The 18,110-nt window shown below is 64.4% G+C and carries 18 protein-coding genes and 1 riboswitch; of the genes, 3 read left to right on the top strand and 15 right to left on the bottom strand.

Going from position 1 to position 18,110, the window contains the following annotated elements; translation table 11 throughout:
• Positions 1–9: 9 nt before the first annotated feature.
• The 15 genes from EN786_RS10035 to EN786_RS09965 all read right to left on the bottom strand — a co-directional run bounded on the left by EN786_RS10035 (position 10) and on the right by EN786_RS09965 (position 14,820).
• The gene (locus EN786_RS10035; RefSeq protein ID WP_127309014.1) at positions 10–1,515 is read right to left on the bottom strand and encodes an NADH-quinone oxidoreductase subunit M; all 1,506 of its coding nucleotides are present in this window, start codon (positions 1,513–1,515) and stop codon (positions 10–12) included.
• Positions 1,515–3,488: an NADH-quinone oxidoreductase subunit L gene (gene nuoL / locus EN786_RS10030; RefSeq protein WP_127284942.1), complete on the bottom strand. Its 1,974-nt coding sequence runs from the start codon at positions 3,486–3,488 to the stop codon at positions 1,515–1,517. Before nuoL ends, EN786_RS10035 begins: the two co-directional genes overlap by 1 nt.
• Before the next feature lie 10 nt (positions 3,489–3,498).
• Positions 3,499–3,807, bottom strand: a complete 309-nt coding sequence (nuoK, locus tag EN786_RS10025) for an NADH-quinone oxidoreductase subunit NuoK (RefSeq protein ID WP_019858930.1) — start codon at positions 3,805–3,807, stop codon at positions 3,499–3,501.
• Between the two features lies 1 nt (position 3,808).
• Complete coding sequence (locus EN786_RS10020) at positions 3,809–4,429, bottom strand: NADH-quinone oxidoreductase subunit J (RefSeq protein ID WP_126054028.1); 621 nt, start codon at positions 4,427–4,429, stop codon at positions 3,809–3,811.
• Positions 4,430–4,559: 130 nt separating this feature from the next.
• Positions 4,560–5,051: an NADH-quinone oxidoreductase subunit NuoI gene (gene nuoI / locus EN786_RS10015; protein WP_127284943.1), complete on the bottom strand. Its 492-nt coding sequence runs from the start codon at positions 5,049–5,051 to the stop codon at positions 4,560–4,562.
• Positions 5,051–6,094: an NADH-quinone oxidoreductase subunit NuoH gene (nuoH, locus tag EN786_RS10010; RefSeq protein WP_127284944.1), complete on the bottom strand. Its 1,044-nt coding sequence runs from the start codon at positions 6,092–6,094 to the stop codon at positions 5,051–5,053. Before nuoH ends, nuoI begins: the two co-directional genes overlap by 1 nt.
• Positions 6,095–6,096: 2 nt before the next feature.
• Positions 6,097–8,178, bottom strand: a complete 2,082-nt coding sequence (gene nuoG / locus EN786_RS10005) for an NADH-quinone oxidoreductase subunit NuoG (RefSeq protein ID WP_127309013.1) — start codon at positions 8,176–8,178, stop codon at positions 6,097–6,099.
• A 74-nt stretch (positions 8,179–8,252) separates the two neighbouring features.
• Entirely contained in the window at positions 8,253–8,948 is a 696-nt protein-coding gene (locus tag EN786_RS10000; RefSeq protein ID WP_127309012.1) for an NADH-ubiquinone dehydrogenase, read from the bottom strand.
• 75 nt (positions 8,949–9,023) lie between these two features.
• Entirely contained in the window at positions 9,024–10,328 is a 1,305-nt protein-coding gene (gene nuoF, locus EN786_RS09995; RefSeq protein ID WP_127309011.1) for an NADH-quinone oxidoreductase subunit NuoF, read from the bottom strand.
• A gap of 10 nt (positions 10,329–10,338) precedes the next feature.
• Positions 10,339–11,610 carry an NADH-quinone oxidoreductase subunit E gene (locus EN786_RS09990; RefSeq protein ID WP_135908275.1) on the bottom strand — a complete coding sequence of 424 codons (1,272 nt, stop codon included), beginning with the start codon at positions 11,608–11,610 and terminating at the stop codon, positions 10,339–10,341.
• Positions 11,611–12,801 (bottom strand): NADH-quinone oxidoreductase subunit D, encoded by a 1,191-nt coding sequence (locus EN786_RS09985; protein ID WP_127311210.1) that lies wholly within the window; start codon positions 12,799–12,801, stop codon positions 11,611–11,613.
• Positions 12,802–12,864: 63 nt separating this feature from the next.
• On the bottom strand, positions 12,865–13,242 hold the full coding sequence (locus EN786_RS09980; RefSeq protein WP_127311211.1) for a four helix bundle protein: 378 nt from the start codon (positions 13,240–13,242) through the stop codon (positions 12,865–12,867).
• A gap of 33 nt (positions 13,243–13,275) precedes the next feature.
• The gene (locus EN786_RS09975) at positions 13,276–13,878 is read right to left on the bottom strand and encodes an NADH-quinone oxidoreductase subunit C (protein WP_127311212.1); all 603 of its coding nucleotides are present in this window, start codon (positions 13,876–13,878) and stop codon (positions 13,276–13,278) included.
• 4 nt (positions 13,879–13,882) lie between these two features.
• The gene (locus EN786_RS09970; RefSeq protein ID WP_126054018.1) at positions 13,883–14,464 is read right to left on the bottom strand and encodes an NADH-quinone oxidoreductase subunit B; all 582 of its coding nucleotides are present in this window, start codon (positions 14,462–14,464) and stop codon (positions 13,883–13,885) included.
• On the bottom strand, positions 14,455–14,820 hold the full coding sequence (locus EN786_RS09965) for an NADH-quinone oxidoreductase subunit A (protein ID WP_010910112.1): 366 nt from the start codon (positions 14,818–14,820) through the stop codon (positions 14,455–14,457). Before EN786_RS09965 ends, EN786_RS09970 begins: the two co-directional genes overlap by 10 nt.
• Before the next feature lie 333 nt (positions 14,821–15,153).
• On the opposite strand from EN786_RS09965, the gene EN786_RS09960 reads away from it, so the two are divergent.
• The 3 genes from EN786_RS09960 to cobW all read left to right on the top strand — a co-directional run bounded on the left by EN786_RS09960 (position 15,154) and on the right by cobW (position 18,094).
• A complete protein-coding gene (locus EN786_RS09960; RefSeq protein WP_127311213.1) occupies positions 15,154–16,353 on the top strand; it encodes a winged helix-turn-helix domain-containing protein in 1,200 nt (399 codons plus the stop codon).
• Between the two features lie 29 nt (positions 16,354–16,382).
• A riboswitch (cobalamin riboswitch) is annotated at positions 16,383–16,588 on the top strand.
• A gap of 37 nt (positions 16,589–16,625) precedes the next feature.
• The gene (locus tag EN786_RS09955; protein WP_127311214.1) at positions 16,626–17,054 is read left to right on the top strand and encodes a DUF1636 family protein; all 429 of its coding nucleotides are present in this window, start codon (positions 16,626–16,628) and stop codon (positions 17,052–17,054) included.
• A gap of 2 nt (positions 17,055–17,056) precedes the next feature.
• Positions 17,057–18,094, top strand: coding sequence for a cobalamin biosynthesis protein CobW (cobW, locus tag EN786_RS09950; protein ID WP_127311215.1), 1,038 nt, complete (start codon positions 17,057–17,059; stop codon positions 18,092–18,094).
• The last annotated feature ends 16 nt before the right edge of the window (positions 18,095–18,110 follow it).

Below are 18,110 nucleotides of genomic sequence, written 5' to 3'. Positions count from 1 at the left end.
AACCCCTGGTCAGTTCGCCGCCGCGGTCTGCGCGGAGCCGATGGATGCGGTGACATTGGTGACGAGCGCCTTGACCGATGCGGCCGTGGCGTCGAAGACGGGCGCGGGATAGACGCCGAAGAAGATGACCAGCACCACCAGCGGGTAGATGATCGCCTTCTCGCGCGTCGACAGGTCCAGCAGGCCCTTCAGGCTGTCCTTGGTCAGCGAGCCGAAGATCACCCGGCGGTAGAGCCAGAGCGCGTAGGCCGCCGACAGGATGACGCCGGTGGCGGCGAAGAACGCCACCCAGGTGTTGACCCGGAACACGCCGAGCATGGTCAGGAATTCGCCGACGAAGCCGCTGGTGCCGGGCAGGCCGACATTGGCCATGGTGAAGACCATGAACACGGTGGCATATTTCGGCATGTTGTTGACCAGCCCGCCATAGGCATCGATCTCGCGCGTGTGCATGCGGTCGTAGATGACGCCGACGCACAGGAACAGCGCGCCGGAGACGAGGCCGTGGCTGAGCATCTGGAAGATCGCGCCCTGCACGCCTTCCTGGTTCATGGCGAAGATGCCCATGGTGACGAAGCCCATATGGGCGACCGACGAATAGGCGATCAGCTTCTTCATGTCCTCCTGCATCAGCGCCACCAGCGAAGTGTAGATGATGGCGACGACCGAGAGCGTGAACACCAGCGGCGCGAACATCTCGGACGCCAGCGGGAACATCGGCAGCGAGAAGCGCAGGAAGCCGTACCCGCCCATCTTCAGGAGGATCGCGGCCAGGATCACCGAGCCCGCCGTCGGCGCCTCGACGTGCGCGTCCGGCAGCCAGGTGTGCACCGGCCACATCGGCATCTTCACCGCGAAGGAGGCGAAGAAGGCGAGCCACAGCCAGGTCTGCATGTTGGCCGGGAAGTTGTGCGTCAAAAGCGTCGTGATGTCGGTGGTGCCGGACTGGTAGAACATCGCCATGATGGCGAGCAGCATCAGCACCGAGCCGGCGAGCGTGTAGAGGAAGAACTTGAACGAGGCGTAGACGCGCCGCTTGCCGCCCCAGACGCCGATGATGATGAACATCGGGATCAGGCCGGCTTCGAAGAAGACGTAGAACAGCACGATGTCGAGCGCGCAGAAGACGCCGATCATCAGCGTTTCCAGGAGCAGGAAGGCGATCATGTAGGCCTTGACCCGCTTGTCTATCGCTTCCCACGACGCCAGGATGCAGAGCGGCATCAGGAAGGTGGTCAGGATGACGAACAGCATCGAGATGCCGTCGACGCCCATGTGGTAGGAAATGCCCGAATCCAGCCAGGCGGCCTTCTCGACGAACTGGAAGCCGGCCTGCGAATTGTCAAAACCCTTCCAGATGAACAGCGAGATGACGAAGGTGATGCTCGTCGTCCACAGCGCGATGGCGCGGATGTTGCGGCGCGCGTTTTCGCTGTCGTCGTTTATGAACAGGATGAGCAGCACCCCTACCAGCGGCAGGAAGGTGACCAGCGAGAGGATTGGCCAGGCGGTCATCAGAGCATCATCCAGGTGACGAGTGCGGCAACGCCGATCAGCATGGCGAAGGCGTAGTGGTAGAGGTAGCCGGTCTGCAGCTTGACGACGCGGTTGGTGACATCGACGACGCGCGCCGAGACCCCGTCAGGCCCGAGCCCGTCGATGATGGCGCCGTCGCCGGTCTTCCACAGGAACCTGCCGAGGCGTTTCGCCGGCCGCACGAACAGGACGTCGTAGAGCTCGTCGAAATACCACTTGTTGAGCAGGAAGGCGTACAGCAGGCGATGGTTGGCGGCGACGCTGGCGGGCAGTTCCGGCGAGCGGATGTAGAACTTCCAGGCGACCGCGAAGCCGATGACCATGGCGATGAACGGCGCCAATTCGACCCACAGCGGCAGTTCGTGGATCTCGTGCAGGATGTGGTTGTCCGGCAGCGTGAACAGCGATGCCTTCCAGAACTCGGCATAGCCCTCGCCGATGAAGGCGCCGTGGAAGATGATGCCGGCAAACAGCGCGCCCGCGGCCAGGATGAACAGCGGCACCAGCATCACGGGCGGCGATTCATGGACATGGTGCATGACCTCGTGGCTGGCGCGCGGCTGGCCGTGGAAGGTCATGAAAATCAGCCGCCAGGAGTAGAAGGACGTGAAGGCTGCGGCGACGACCAGCAGCACGAAGGCGGTGCCGGCGAACAGGTTGTGGCTGGCAAAGGCGCTCTCGATGATGGCGTCCTTGGAGAAGAAGCCGGCGGTGCCGATGACCGTCACCGGAATGCCGACGCCGGTCAGCGCCAGCGTGCCGATCACCATCATCCAGTAGGTCTTCGGAATGAGCGTCCTCAGGCCGCCCATGTTGCGCATGTCCTGCTCGTCGGACACGGCGTGGATCACCGAGCCCGAACCGAGGAACAACAGTGCCTTGAAGAAGGCGTGCGTGAACAGATGGAAGATCGCCGCGCCATAGGCGCCGACGCCGAGCGCCACGAACATGTAGCCGAGCTGCGAGCAGGTCGAATAGGCGATGACGCGCTTGATGTCGTTCTGGACCAGGCCGACCGTGGCCGCGAAGAAGGCGGTGAAGGCGCCGATGAAGGTGACGACCGTCAGCGCCGAATGCGACAGCTCGAACAGCGGCGACAGCCGGGCCAGCATGAACACGCCCGCCGTCACCATGGTGGCGGCATGGATCAGCGCCGAGACCGGCGTCGGGCCTTCCATGGCGTCGGGCAGCCAGGTGTGCAGCGGCACCTGCGCCGACTTGCCCATCGCGCCCATGAAGAGCAGCAGGCAGACCACGGTCATCGCCGAGTGCTTGTCGAGCGCATAACCAAGGAAGGTGAGCACGGCGGCGCCGTGCTCGGCGCCCTCCACCGGAACGAAGCTCGCCGCATTGGCGAAGATGGTGCCGAGATTGACCGAGCCGAACAGCACGAAGACGCCGAAGATGCCGAGCGCGAAGCCGAAATCGCCGACGCGGTTGACGACGAAGGCCTTGATCGCCGCGGCATTGGCCGACGGCTTCTTGTACCAGAAGCCGATCAGCAGATAGGAGGCGAGACCGACGCCTTCCCAGCCGAAGAACATCTGCACCAGATTGTCGGCCGTCACCAACATCAGCATGGCGAAGGTGAACAGCGACAGATAGGCGAAGAAGCGCGGCCGGTTCGGATCGTGGTGCATGTAGCCGATCGAGTAGATGTGGACCAGCGCCGACACGGTGTTGACGACGACCAGCATCACCACCGTCAGCGTGTCGATCCTGAGCGCCCAGGACGCGTCGAGCCCGCCCGACTGGATCCAGCGCAGCACGGGTACGGTGAACACCTCGCCTTCGCCGAAGCCGACCGAGAAGAAGGCGATCCACGACAGCACGGCCGAGATCACCAGGAAGCCGGAGGTGATGTATTCGGACGCCTTGGCGCCGAGCGACGTGCCGAACAGGCCGACGATCAGGAAGCCGAGTAGCGGAAGGAAGACGATCGCTTGATACATGACTGTCCCGTCAACCCTTCATCATGTTGACGTCTTCGACCGCGATCGAGCCGCGGTTGCGGAAGAAGACGACGAGAATGGCAAGACCGATCGCGGCCTCGGCCGCGGCGACCGTCAGCACGAACAGCGCGAACACCTGTCCGACGAGATCGCCGAGCGCCGCCGAGAAGGCGACGAAATTGATGTTGACCGCCAGCAGGATCAGTTCGACCGACATCAGGATGACGATGACGTTCTTGCGGTTCAGGAAGATGCCGAACACGCCGAGCGTGAACAGGATCGCCGATACGGTGAGGTAGTGCGCGATGCCGACGACCATCTCAGATGCCCTCGCCCGATTTGACCTTGCGGATTTCCATGCCCGTCGCCGGCGTGCGGCCGACCTGGGCTGCGATCGACTGCCGCTTGACGCCCGGCTTGTGGCGCAGCGTCAGCACGATGGCGCCGATCATGGCGACCAGCAGCACGAGGCCGGCGATCTGGAAGTAATAGAGGTAGTCCGTGTAGAGGATGTCGCCGAGCGCGGCGGTGTTGGTGCGCTGGGCGAGATCCGGAATGGGCTTGGCCACCGTCGAGGCCAGCTGCGGCGCGAAAGTGTAGCCGCCGAGCACGACGATCAGCTCCGCCGCCAGGATCAGCCCGACGAGCGCGCCGATCGGGGCGTATTGCAGCGCGCCTTCCTTCATCTCGGCGAAGTCGACGTCGAGCATCATAACGACGAACAGGAACAGCACCATGACCGCGCCGACATAAACGACGAGCAGGATCATCGCCAGGAACTCGGCGCCGGTCAGCATGAACAGGCCGGCGGCGTTGAAGAAGGTCAGGATCAGGAACAGCACCGAATGCACGGGGTTGCGCGACGAAATGACCATGAACGCCGACGCCACCGCGACAAAGGCGAAGAGGTAGAAGAAAGCCGCCTCTAGTCCACTCAGCATGGGGTTCCCCCGGGTTCCTGTCCAAACAGGACGTTCGTCCTGTTTGCTCTTTCTGGCTTCGTTTCCGCCTCCGGTTGCGAAGCCGCGTGTTCCTTAGACGAGGCCCCTCGCCCCGTCCATGCGTCAAATGTCAGCGATAGGGCGAGTCCAGCGCGATGTTGCGCGCCAGTTCGCGCTCCCACCGGTCGCCGTTCGCGAGCAGCCTGTCCTTGTCGTAGTAAAGCTCCTCGCGCGTCTCCGTCGCGAATTCGAAATTCGGCCCTTCGACGATGGCGTCGACCGGGCAAGCCTCCTGGCAGAAGCCGCAATAGATGCACTTCACCATGTCGATGTCGTAGCGCACGGTGCGGCGCGTGCCGTCGTTGCGGCGCGGGCCGGCCTCGATGGTGATGGCCTGCGCCGGGCAGATCGCCTCGCACAGCTTGCAGGCGATGCAGCGTTCCTCGCCGTTCGGATAGCGGCGCAGCGCATGCTCGCCGCGGAAGCGCGGGCTGATCGGCCCTTTCTCGTGCGGATAGTTGATCGTCTCCTTCGGCGCGAAGAACTGGCGCATCGACAGGAAGAAAGCGCTGACGAAATCCTTCAGCAGCAGCGCCTTTGCGGCTTGGGCGAGAGCGGACATCACGCAAATCCCGTGAGCTTGAGGAAGGCCGCGGTGGCGATTACCATGAACAGCGAGATCGGCAGGAAGACCTTCCAGCCCAGCCGCATCAGCTGGTCGTAGCGGTAGCGCGGCACGAACGCCTTGACCATGGAAATGCCGAAGAACACCAGGCAGACCTTGAGCACGAACCAGATCAGCCCTGGCACCCAGGTGAAGGGGGCGAAGTCGAACGGGGGCAGCCAGCCGCCGAGGAACAGGATGGTGGCCAGCGCGCACATCAGGACGATGGCGACATATTCGCCGAGGAAGAAGAGCAGGAACGGCGTCGACGAATATTCGACCATGTGGCCGGCGACAAGTTCCGATTCGGCCTCCACCAGGTCGAAGGGCGGGCGGTTCGTCTCGGCCAGCGCCGAGATGAAGAAGATGACGAACATCGGGAACAGCGACAGCCAGTGCCAGTCGAGGAAGGTGTTGGGCAGGCCAAGCCGCGTGCCGAGCCCATCATGCTGCGACATGACGATGTCGGACAGGTTGAGCGAGCCGACGCAAAGCAGCACGGTGACGATGACGAAGCCGATCGAGACTTCGTAGGACACCATCTGCGCGGCCGAGCGCAGCGCGCCGAGGAACGGATATTTCGAATTGGACGCCCAGCCGCCCATGATCACGCCATAGACCTCGAGCGAGGAGATGGCGAAGACGTAGAGGATGCCGACATTGACGTTGGCGATCGCCCAGCCCTCGTTGACCGGAATGACCGCCCAGGCCGAGATCGCCAGCACCGCCGACACCAGCGGCGCCAGCAGGAAGACGCCCTTGTTGGCGCCTGACGGGATCACCGGCTCCTTGAAGACGAACTTCAACAGGTCGGCGAAGGCCTGCAGCGTGCCCCAGGGGCCGACCACGTTCGGACCGCGGCGCAACTGCACCGCCGCCCAGATCTTGCGGTCGGCGTAGAGGATGTAGGCGACGAAGATCAGCAGCACGACGATCAGCACGACCGACTTCAGCAGGATCAGCAGCGCCGGCAGCACGTAGAAGGAGAAGAAGGTTTCCATGCTTATTCCGCCGCCTGCTTGAAGCCGCTCTTGGCCAGCGCCGAGCATTCCGCCATCACGGCAGAGGCCCGCGCGATCGGGTTGGTCAGGTAGAAATCCTTCACCGGCGAGGTGAAGGTGCCCTTGTTCAGCCGACCGCCGAGCTTCGCCACGTTGGCAACGTCGTCGGCGCTGCCGGCCAGAACCTGGTCGATGCGGGCAAGATGCGGATATTCGCCATAGAGCCTGGCGCGCAGCTGCGGCAGCGAATCGAATGGCAGCTTCTTGCCGAGCACATCCGACAATGCCCTGAGGATCGCCCAGTCCTCGCGCGCGTCGCCGGGCGCGAAACCGGCGCGATTGGTCTGCTGCACGCGGCCTTCGGTGTTGACGTAGGTGCCGGACTTTTCGGTGTAGGCCGCCGCCGGCAGGATGACGTTGGCACGGTGCGCGCCGGCGTCGCCATGCGTGCCGACATAGACGACGAACGCGCCGCCGGTCTTGGCCATGTCGATCTCGTCGGCTCCGAGCAGGAACAGCACGTCCGTCTCGCCGAGCATGGCAGCAGCGCCCTTGCCGCCCTCGCCCGGCACGAAGCCGAGGTCGAGGCCGCCGACGCGGCCGGCGGCATTGTGGAGCACGGCAAAACCGTTCCAGTCGGCGCGGGCGGCGTTGACGGACGCCCCGAGTTTGGCCGCCTGGCCGAGCACGGCGGCACCATCGGCGCGCGCCAGCGCGCCCTGGCCGACGATGATCAGGGGATGCGTCGCCTTCTTCAGCACCTGGAAGAACTTGCCGTTGCCGTCGGCCAGGTCCTTCAGCGATTCCGGACCGGCGCCGATCTGCTCATAGTCGTAGCGCGTGTCGCCGACCTCGCCGATGACGCCGACCGGCAGGTTGCCGATGCGCCAGCGCTTGCGGATGCGCGCATTGAGCACCGAGGCCTCGAAGCGCGGATTGGCGCCGATGATCAGCACCGCGTCGGCCTGCTCAATGCCCTCGATGGTCGGGTTGAAGATGTAGCTGGCGCGTCCGAGCGACGGATCGAGCGCGGCGCCGTCCTGGCGACAGTCGGTATTCTTCGAGCCGAGCGCCGCCATCAGAAGCTTCAGCGCATAGATTTCCTCGACCGCGGCGAGATCGCCGGCAATGGCGCCGATCCGCTCGGGCGCCGTCTTCGAGACCTCGTCCTTGATCGCCGCGAAGGCCTCCGCCCAGCTTGCCGCAACGAGCTTGCCATCCTTGCGCACATAGGGGCGGTCGAGGCGCTGCGTGCGCAGGCCGTCCCAGATGAAGCGGGTCTTGTCCGAGATCCATTCCTCGTTCACCGCCTCGTTGACGCGCGGCAGGATGCGCATCACCTCGCGACCGCGGCTGTCGACGCGGATCGCCGAGCCGACCGCATCCATGACGTCGATGGATTCGGTCTTGGTCAGCTCCCACGGCCGCGCCTGGAAGGCGAACGGCTTGGAGGTCAGCGCGCCGACCGGGCAAAGGTCGATGACATTGCCCTGCAGCTCCGAGGTCATCGCCTGCTCGAGATAGGTGGTGATCTCTGCATCCTCGCCGCGGCCGATCAGGCCGAGCTCGGAAATGCCGGCGACCTCGGTGGTGAAGCGGACGCAGCGCGTGCAGTGGATGCAGCGGTTCATCACCGTCTTGACCAGCGGCCCGATATACTTGTCTTCCACCGCGCGCTTGTTCTCGTGGTAGCGCGAGGAATCGACGCCGAAGGCCATCGCCTGGTCCTGCAGGTCGCATTCGCCGCCCTGGTCGCAGATCGGGCAGTCGAGCGGATGGTTGATCAGCAGGAACTCCATCACGCCTTCGCGGGCCTTCTTGACCATCGGCGTGTTGGTGAAGATTTCGGGCGCCTCGCCATTCGGGCCGGGGCGCAAATCGCGCACGCCCATGGCGCAGGAGGCCTGCGGCTTGGGCGGGCCACCCTTCACCTCGATCAGGCACATGCGGCAGTTGCCGGCGATCGACAGCCGCTCATGGAAGCAGAAGCGCGGCACTTCCGCGCCGGCGTCCTCGGCCGCCTGCAGCAGCGTGTAGTGGTCGGGTACAGTGATCTCTTTCCCGTCGACCTTGAGCTTTGCCATCTCGCCTCAAACCTCTGCGGACGTCCCGCAATCCCTCTTGCGGGCGCGACCAGAGCCGCGCCCGGCATTGAATTTCAACCCTTGGCCGCCAGCGCCGTTGCCTGGCTGGTCCAGTCGTCGCGGCCGACGCGGCCGGCGAGCGACAGATAGTCCTCGACCCAGGCGATCTCTTCCGCCGTCCAGGCCGCGATCTGGCCGTATGACCAGATGCCGAGCCCGTTCAGCACCTTCTCCAGCTTCGGGCCGATGCCCGAGATCGCCTTGAGGTCGGCCGGCTCCACCGGCCTGTCGATGGCCTTGGGCTGCCTGAAATCCTCCGGCATCAGTCCGGCCGCGGCACTGCTGGCCACCGTGTCGGCGCCGCCGGTGTCTTGCGCCTTCTCGACGCTGGTCTGGCCGATGTCGGTCACGTCCCTGGCGAAGGTCTGCGCCTCGGCGATCAGCGTCTTTGCCGCCTTGCGCGCCTTGGACGAGGTCTTCTGGGCTTCCGCGAGCTCCTCGCTCCGCGCCTCGAAATCGTCGACGATCGGCTGGAACAGCCGCTGCGAGGCTTCTGCGGCGCCCGAAAGCGCACCCAGCCAGACACCGAAGGCATGATTGGCCAGCCCGATGCTTATCGCCGACATGGCGGCGACTCCGGCAACAGGGTGCGCCAGGAGATTGACGGCGCTGGCCATCTCCTTAGGCATCATCCTGGTCAGATCCTGGTTCATCTTCTCCAACTGTTCCATGTCGGGCATCAGTGCATAGGGTATCGAATACAGCGCCATCGAGTGCTCCTGGTCGTTTCTTCGTATGCCCCGCCCGTTATTCCTGTCGCCGGGCTTTCGCCCGCAATTCCAACCTTACTCCGCCGCCACCATCACCGGCTCGACCCGGTGCGCGTTGCGCGAAAACTCGTCGATGCGGCGCTCCACCTCGCCGCGGAAATGCCGCATCAGGCCCTGGATCGGCCACGCCGCCGCGTCGCCCAGCGCGCAGATCGTGTGGCCCTCGACCTGCTTGGTGACGTCGAGCAGCATGTCGATCTCGCGCTTCTGCGCCTCGCCGCGCACCAGCCGCTCCATCACCCGCCACATCCAGCCGGTGCCTTCGCGGCACGGCGTGCACTGGCCGCAGCTCTCATGCTTGTAGAAGTAGGAGAGCCTGGCGATCGCCTTCACGATATCGGTCGACTTGTCCATCACGATGACCGCCGCCGTGCCGAGGCCGGATTTCAGGTCGCGCAGCGCGTCGAAATCCATCGGCGTGTCGATGATCTGCTCGGCCGGCACCAGCGGCACCGACGCGCCGCCCGGAATGACCGCCAGCAGATTGTCCCAGCCGCCGCGGATGCCGCCGCAATGCGTGTCGATCAGCTCGCGGAACGGGATCGACATCGCCTCTTCGACGGTGCACGGATTGTTGACGTGGCCGGAGACGCAGAACAGCTTGGTGCCGACATTGTTCGGCCGGCCGAAGGACGAGAACCAGGCCGCGCCCCGCCGCAGGATGGTCGGCGCGACCGCGATCGACTCGACATTGTTGACGGTGGTCGGGCAGCCATAGAGGCCGACATTGGCCGGGAATGGCGGCTTCAGCCGTGGCTGGCCCTTCTTGCCTTCGAGGCTTTCGAGCAGGGCCGTCTCCTCGCCGCAAATATAGGCGCCGGCGCCATGGTGCATGTAGACGTCGAAGTCGTAGCCGGAGGTGTTGTTCTTGCCGATCAGCTTGGCCTCGTAGGCCTCGTCGATCGCCCGTTGCAGCGCCTCGCGCTCGCGGATGAACTCGCCGCGCACATAGATGTAGGCGGCGATCGCGCCCATGGCGAAGCCGGCGAGCAGCGCGCCCTCGACCAGCGTGTGCGGATCGTTGCGCAGGATGTCGCGGTCCTTGCAGGTGCCGGGCTCGGATTCGTCGGCATTGATGACCAGGTAGCTCGGCCGGCCGTCGCTCTGCTTCGGCATGAACGACCATTTCAGGCCGGTCGGGAAGCCGGCGCCGCCGCGGCCGCGCAGGCCCGACGCCTTCATCTCGTTGACGATCCACTCGCGGCCCTTGGCGACGATGCCTGGCGTGTTGTCCCAGGCGCCGCGCGCCATCGCGCCGTTGAGCGACTTGTCGAAGAGGCCGTAGATGTTGGTGAAGATGCGGTCTTTGTCCTGAAGCATGGTTCGTCCCTCAGACCGGCTTCTTGCCGAAGACACGGATGTATTCGGCGACGCCGCCCTTGGCGAGCGCCTTGGCCTGCTTGACCCAGTCGTCGCGCTCGATACGGCCCTTGAAGTTCAGGTAGCCGTCGACCCATTCGCGCTCGGCCTTCTTCCAGGACGCGACCTGCGCGAAGGTATAGATGCCGAGCGATTGCAGCGTGCCCTCGATCTTCGGACCGACGCCGGAGATCAGCTTGAGGTCGTCGACCGCGGCGGGCCGTTCCATGCCGGCGGGCCGGTTCCTGTCGTCGAGCGAAGGTTTTGCGGCGGCAGGCTGCTTGGCTTCCGGCGACTTGAAGGCGGCAACCGGCTCGCCCTTGTTCTTCGGTCCGTTGCGCTGCTTCGAGACCCCCTCGACTTCCGGCGAGGCCTTGTTGGCGTTGGCGGCGGAATGCCGCGGCGCTGAGACGCTAGCCGCTCTTTCCACGGCCGGCGCGACCTTGACCGGCGACGGCGTCTTCAGCGCCGGGCTGGTTTCGGGCGCGTCGGTCTTCGGCTTGCTGGCCTTGGAGGGCGCGACCGGGGCAGCCGGCGCCGGCACCGGCGCCGCGATGATCGCATCCGGCGCCGCCTTGGCGGCCTTGGCCGCCGCCTTGGCTTCCTTCTCGCGCATCGACTTCAGGATCGCCTTTTCGCTCTTCAGCGTCGTCAGGCCGGTGGCCGGTTCCGAGCCGGTGCGGCCGTTCTGCGGGCCAGGCGTCACCGAGGCGCCCTTGCCGCCCTCGTAAAGGTCGATGATCTCGGCCAGCCGCTCCGGCGTCAAATCCTCGAACGTGTCCTTGAAGATCATCACCATCGGCGCGTTGACGCAGGCGCCGAGGCATTCGACCTCCTCCCACGACAGCGTGCCTTTTTCATTGGTGTGGAACTGGTCGTGATGGATCTTCGAGCGGCAGACATCCATCAGCGCTTCCGAGCCGCGCAGCATGCAGGGCGTGGTGCCGCAGACCTGGATGTGCGCGCGCGTGCCGACCGGATTGAGCTGGTACTGCGTATAGAAGGTCGCGACCTCGAGCCCGCGGATGCGCGGCATGCCGAGCATGTCGGAGATCGTCTCGATCGCCGCCTTCGTCACCCAGCCTTCCTGTTCCTGCGCGATCATCAGCAGCGGAATGATGGCCGACTGCTCGCGGCCCTTCGGATATTTCTTGATCCACTGCTTGGCCGCCGCCGTATTCGCCTTGTTGAAGGCGAAGGAAGCTGGCTGGACGCTGGCATCTGCGAGACGGCGGACTGACATTTAGCGATCGACCTCACCAAAGACGATATCGAGCGAACCGAGCACGGCGGTGACATCGGCCAGCATGTGGCCCCGGCACAGGAAATCCATGGCCTGCAGATGCGCGAAGCCCGGCGCGCGCAGCTTGCAGCGGTAAGGCTTGTTGGTGCCGTCGGAGACGAGATAGACGCCGAACTCGCCCTTCGGCGCCTCGACGGCCGCATAGACCTCGCCGGCCGGCACGCGATAGCCTTCGGTGTAGAGCTTGAAGTGATGGATCAGCGCTTCCATCGAACGCTTCATCGCCGCGCGCTTCGGCGGCACCACCTTGCCGTCGAGGTTGGACACCGGGCCGCTGCCTTCCTTGCCGAGCAGCAGGTCGACGCACTGGCGCATGATCTTCGCCGACTGGCGCATCTCTTCCATGCGCACGAGGTAGCGGTCGTAGCAGTCGCCGTTCTTGCCGATCGGGATGTCGAAATCCATCTCGGAATAGCATTCGTAGGGCTGCGACTTGCGCAGGTCCCAGGCAGCACCCGAGCCGCGCACCATCACGCCGGAGAAGCCCCAGGCCCAGGCATCGGCCAGCGACACGGTGCCGATATCGACATTGCGCTGCTTGAAGATGCGGTTCGGCGTCAGCAGCGCGTCGAGGTCGTCGATCGACTTCAGGAACGGTTCGATCCACTTGCCGATGTCCTCGACGAGCTTCTGCGGCAGGTCCTGGTGCACGCCGCCGGGGCGGAAATAGGCCGCGTGCATGCGCGAGCCCGAGGCGCGCTCGTAGAACACCATCAGCTTTTCGCGCTCGACGAAGCCCCACAGCGGCGGCGTCAGCGCGCCGACGTCCATCGCCTGCGTCGTCACATTGAGGATGTGCGACATGATGCGGCCCATCTCGGAATAGAGCACGCGGATCAGCTGGCCGCGCTTCGGCACCTCGATGCCGAGCAGCCGCTCGGCGGCGAGCGCGAAGGCGTGCTCCTGGTTCATCGGCGCGCAATAGTCGAGCCGGTCGAGATAGGGCACCGCCTGCAGATAGGTCTTGGCCTCGATCAGCTTCTCGGTGCCGCGATGCAGCAGTCCGATATGCGGGTCGACACGGTCGACCACCTCGCCGTCCAGTTCCAGCACGAGGCGCAAAACACCATGCGCCGCAGGATGCTGCGGTCCGAAGTTGATGTTGAAGTTGCGGACGGAGGTTTCAGCCATTGTGGCGCCTCTGGCGAAGAGCCAGTAGTGAGTAGTGAGTAGTGATCATCAGCTCAACGCCTACTATTCCGCCTGTTTCGCCTGCACCGTTCTGATCAGAGATCGCATCATTTTCCCAATCTCTTCGCATCGCAGCAGCAGTTCAGTCTCGTTGTCTCGCTCCAGCATACCGACACGGCACGCCAACAATATGTGAGTTTCTAGTTCCTTCAACGAACCCTGCGCCATGCGCAGAAATTGAACGAACGAGCCTCTGTTCTCACGACCGTACCCCTCAGCGATATTAGCGGCGATCGATACCGCCGAGCGGCGCATCTGGGAGGTCATTCCATAGATCTCGTCTTTCGGAAAACCTTTGGTGACGCGATAGCAATCTTCGGCGAGAACCATCGCCGCTTGCCACACCATCAGGTCGCGATAAGATTCGATCCGCTTTCCCAATTCCTTCCCTACTTACTACTGACTACTGACCACTCACTGTTTCGCTTTTTCATCCCCCGGCAGCACGTAGTCGGTGCCTTCCCACGGGGAAAGAAAATCGAAATTGCGGAATTCCTGCTTGAGCTCGACCGGCTCGTAGATCACGCGCTTGGCCTCGTCGTCGTAACGCACCTCGACGAAGCCGGTCAGCGGGAAATCCTTGCGCAGCGGATGCCCCTCGAAGCCGTAGTCGGTGAGGATGCGGCGCAGGTCCGGATGGCCGGAGAACAGCACGCCGTAGAGGTCATAGGTCTCGCGCTCGAACCAGTCGGCGCCCGGGTAGACGGCGGTCAGCGAGGGAACCAGCGTCTCCTCGTCGGCCTGGACCTTGAGCCGGATGCGGACATTCTGCTTCGGCGACAGCAGGTGGTAGACCACGTCGAAGCGCTTGGCGCGCGACGGATAGTCGGCACCGCTGACGTCGATGAACGAGACGAACTGGCAACGCGGATCGTCGCGCAGGAAGGTTGCCACCTCGATCAGGCTGCCCGGCTCGACGGAAACCGTCAGCTCGCCATAGGCCAGCACGGCTTCGCCGATACGGCTGGTGAGCTTCTCGCCGAGATAGGTGGAGAGTTCGTTCAACTTCTGGCTCATCGGCTCACCGCTCGATCGTGCCGGTGCGGCGGATCTTCTTCTGCAACAGAAGAATGCCGTAAAGCAGCGCTTCCGCGCTCGGCGGGCAGCCAGGCACATAGATGTCGACCGGCACGACGCGGTCGCAGCCGCGCACCACCGAATAGGAATAGTGATAGTAGCCGCCGCCATTGGCGCAGGAGCCCATGGAGATGACGTAGCGCGGCTCCGGCATCTGGTCGTAGACCTTGCGCAGCGCCGGCGCCATCTTGTTGGTCAGCGTGCCGGCGACGATCATGATGTCGGACTGGCGCGGGGACGCGCGCGGCGCGACGCCGAACCGCTCAGAGTCGTAGCGCGGCATCGAGGTGTGGATCATCTCGACCGCGCAGCAGGCGAGGCCGAAGGTCATGAACATCAGCGAGCCGCTGCGCGCCCAGGTGATCAGCGCCTCGGTCGAGGTGACAAGAAAACCCTTGTCGGCGAGCTCGTTGTTGATCTCGAGGAAGAACGGGTCATCCTGCCCCACCGGCCGGCCGGTATTGGGGTCGATGATGCCCTTGGGCTTCGGCGCGACGAGGGTGCCTGAACTGTCGTTCAATCCCATTCCAGCGCTCCTTTTTTCCATTCATAGGCGAAGCCGATGGTCAGCACCGCCAGAAACACCATCATCGACCAGAAACCGAGCATGCCGATCTTCGAGAAGGACACCGCCCACGGGAACAGGAAGGCCACTTCCAGATCGAAGATGATGAACAGGATCGACACCAGGTAGAAGCGGATGTCGAACTTCATGCGGGCGTCGTCGAACGAGTTGAAACCGCATTCATAGGCGGAAAGCTTTTCCGGGTCGGGGTTGCGGTAGGCCACCAGGAACGGCGCCGCAAGCAGCGCCAGGCCGACGACAAGCGCCACGCCGATAAACAGGACGATGGGCAGATACGAACTCAAAAGTGCGTTCATGCTGCGGCTTTCCGTTGGCGGTCAATCCACGTTGATTACAGCAACCGATCCTATTGCGGAAGCGTGACAGATTCACCGCTGAACCGTTTTAAGGGCCTATGCTGCAACGCGGCGAGGGTTAGCGCAGCGCTTTCGGCGAAGCAAGTCAAACCTTGTTCAAAACCTGGCGCTGGACGCCAGATCGGAAGAAACTGGTCCGATCCGCTCCTGTTTGATTTCCTTCGCTTTTTACTCCACTTTTCTCTCCTGACATATCTCCCGCCATTTGCCTGCTAGCATGGCTGGAATCATTGACTGGAAATTCGGGTAGACGGATCGGGGCAAGGCTTCTGGATGAAGGAAAAGATATCGCTCGCCATGGCCAGGCGCATCGCGCTCGGCGCGCAAGGTTTCACTGACCCGCAGCCGGGCGGCACGCCGGACCGCCGGCACCTCGCCCGCGTGCTGTCCCGCACCGGCCTGCTGCAGATCGATTCCGTCAGCGCCGTGGTGCGCGCGCACTATATGCCGCTCTATTCGCGCCTCGGCCCCTACCCGCTTTCCCTGCTCGACAACGCCGCGCTCACGCGCAAGCGCACCGTCTTTGAATATTGGGCGCATGAGGCCTCCTTCCTGCCGGTCGAGACCTGGCCGCTGCTGCGCTGGCGCATGCAGCGCGCCGAACAGGGCGAGGAAATGTATCTCGGCCTCGCGAAATGGGGCCGTGAGCAGCGCCAGATGATTGACGACGTCTACAACGAGGTCGCCGAACGCGGGCCGATCGCCGCCTCCGACATAGAAGGCCACAAGGGCAATGGCGGCTGGTGGGGCTGGAGCGCGGCCAAGCACGCCTTCGAGTGGCTGTTCTGGGCCGGCCGCATCACCACCGCCTACCGACGCGGCTTCGAGCGCTACTACGATTTGCCGGAGCGCGTGCTGCCGCAGGCCGTGCTCGATCTGCCGGTTCCCTCCGTCGAGGACGCGCATCGCGAATTGCTTCGCATTTCCGCCCGCGCGCATGGCATCGCCACCTACAGCGACCTGCGCGATTATTTTCGCCTCGCCCCCGGCGACACGAAGGACCGCATCGAGGACCTGGTCGAGATGGGCGATCTGCTGCCGATGCGGGTCGAAGGCTGGGACAAGCCCGCCTACCTGCACAAGGACGCCCGCTTTCCGCGCAAAATCGAGGCGCGCGCCCTGCTCGCGCCGTTCGATCCCGTCGTTTTCGAGCGCACGCGGACGGAAAAGCTGTTCGACTTCCGCTACCGCATCGAGATCTACACCCCGGCCGAAAAGCGCCAATACGGCTACTACGTGCTGCCCTTCCTGCTCGGCGACCGGATCGTCGCCCGCGTCGATCTCCGCGCCGACCGCCCGGCCAGCGTGCTGCGCGTCCACGCCGCCTATGCTGAGCCTGATACGCCGCCGGAAACTGCGGCAGAACTCTTCGAGGAGCTCAAGCGAATGCAGGGCTGGCTTGGCCTCGAGAGCATCGAAGTGACGCCGGCCGGCGACCTCGGCCCGGCGCTGGCAGGCCTTAGCGCGTCGTAGACGTGCGTTGACAGGCCCACACCCGTAAGCCTAAATCCGCCGCAGACGGTCTTCTCCCGGCAAAGGGAGGAGCCAAGAGGGAATGCGGTGAGGGAAAAATGCCCAAATCCGCGGCTGTCCCCGCAACTGTAAGCGAAGAGCCAAGGCCGAAAGCCACTGGGATGTTCCCCGGGAAGGCGGCAACCAAGGCGATGACCCGCGAGCCAGGAGACCTGCCGTCTGAGACAGATGAATCCGATCGCCTGGCGGGTTTTCCGGGCAAGGAGCCTGATTTGGAGCGCGACAGCAGTTTTCCGGCTGATAGAGCGGACATACCGTCCGACGACGGCGAAGCCTTGGCGGGCGTGACCGTCATCGTCTGCTCGTCCTGCCGCGACGAAACGGGTTCCGATGCCCATCCGCGCGCCGGCGCGCTGCTCGCCGAGGACACGCGCCGGGCTGCTTCCGGCCAGGACATACGCATCCGCACTGTCGAATGCCTCGGCAATTGCAAGCGTCGCCTAAGCGCAGCGCTTCTGCGTGACGGCTCCTGGAGCTACGTCTTCGGCGACCTGACAGCGACCAGCGGCGCCGACCTCGTTGCTGGCGCAAAGCTCTTCGCCACCTCGACCGACGGCCTCATCCCGTGGCGCGGCCGGCCCGATTCCCTGAAGCGCGGCCTTGTTGCCCGCATCCCTCCCCTCGACCTGCTGAAGGACTGACCATGACCGCATCCGTCTCCCGTGTTCCCTGCACCGTCGTCACCGGCTTCCTGGGCGCCGGAAAGACGACGCTGATCCGCAACCTGCTCGAGAACGCCAAAGGCAAGCGGCTGGCGATCATCGTCAACGAGTTCGGCGATGTCGGCATCGACGGCGAAATCCTCAAGGGCTGCGGCGTCGATGCCTGCCCGGAGGAAAACATCGTCGAACTGGCCAATGGCTGCATCTGCTGCACCGTCGCCGACGATTTCGTGCCGGCGCTCGACCAGATCCTGTCGCGGACGCCGAAGGTCGATCACATCCTGATCGAAACCTCAGGCCTCGCGCTGCCGAAGCCGCTGGTCCAGGCCTTCCAGTGGCCGAGCGTGAAGAGCCGCGTCACTGTCGACGGCGTCGTCGCCGTGGTCGACGGCCCGGCCCTGGCAGACGGCCGCGTCGCTTCCGACATGGATGCCCTGCAGGCGCAGCGCGCGGCGGATGACTCGCTCGACCATGACGATCCGGTCGAAGAAGTGTTCGAGGACCAGATCGCCTGCGCCGACCTGATCATCCTGTCGAAGAGCGATTTGATGGACGCCGCCGGCTCGGCGCGCGCCAACGCCGTCATCGGCGAGCATGTGGCTCGCGCCGTCAAGGTCGTGCCGACCGCCCAGGGCAAGGTCGACCCGTCCGTGCTGCTCGGTCTTGGCCTCGCCGTCGAGGACGACATCGAGAACCGCAAGACCCATCACGATGACGAGCTCGACCACGAGCATGACGATTTTGACTCCTTCGTCATCGACATCCCGTCGATCGCCAATCCGGATGAACTGGCACAACGCGTCGCCACCGCTGCCGAACAGGAGAATGTGCTGCGCGTCAAGGGCTTCGTCGAGGTCGGCGGCAAGCCGATGCGGCTTTTGCTGCAGGCCGTCGGGCCACGTGTCAACCATTACTACGACCGCGCCTGGACGGCCGAGGACGATCGCCGCTCGCGCCTCGTCGTCATCGGCCTGAAGGGGCTGAACCGCCCGGCGATCGAGCGTATCCTCGCCGGCTGAGGCAAACCCGAACCAC

Origin of the sequence: Mesorhizobium sp. M4B.F.Ca.ET.143.01.1.1 (assembly GCF_004792275.1) — a bacterium.
Classification (GTDB): Bacteria; Pseudomonadota; Alphaproteobacteria; order Rhizobiales; family Rhizobiaceae; genus Mesorhizobium; species Mesorhizobium abyssinicae.
This window is presented reverse-complemented; position numbering and strand designations above follow the sequence as displayed.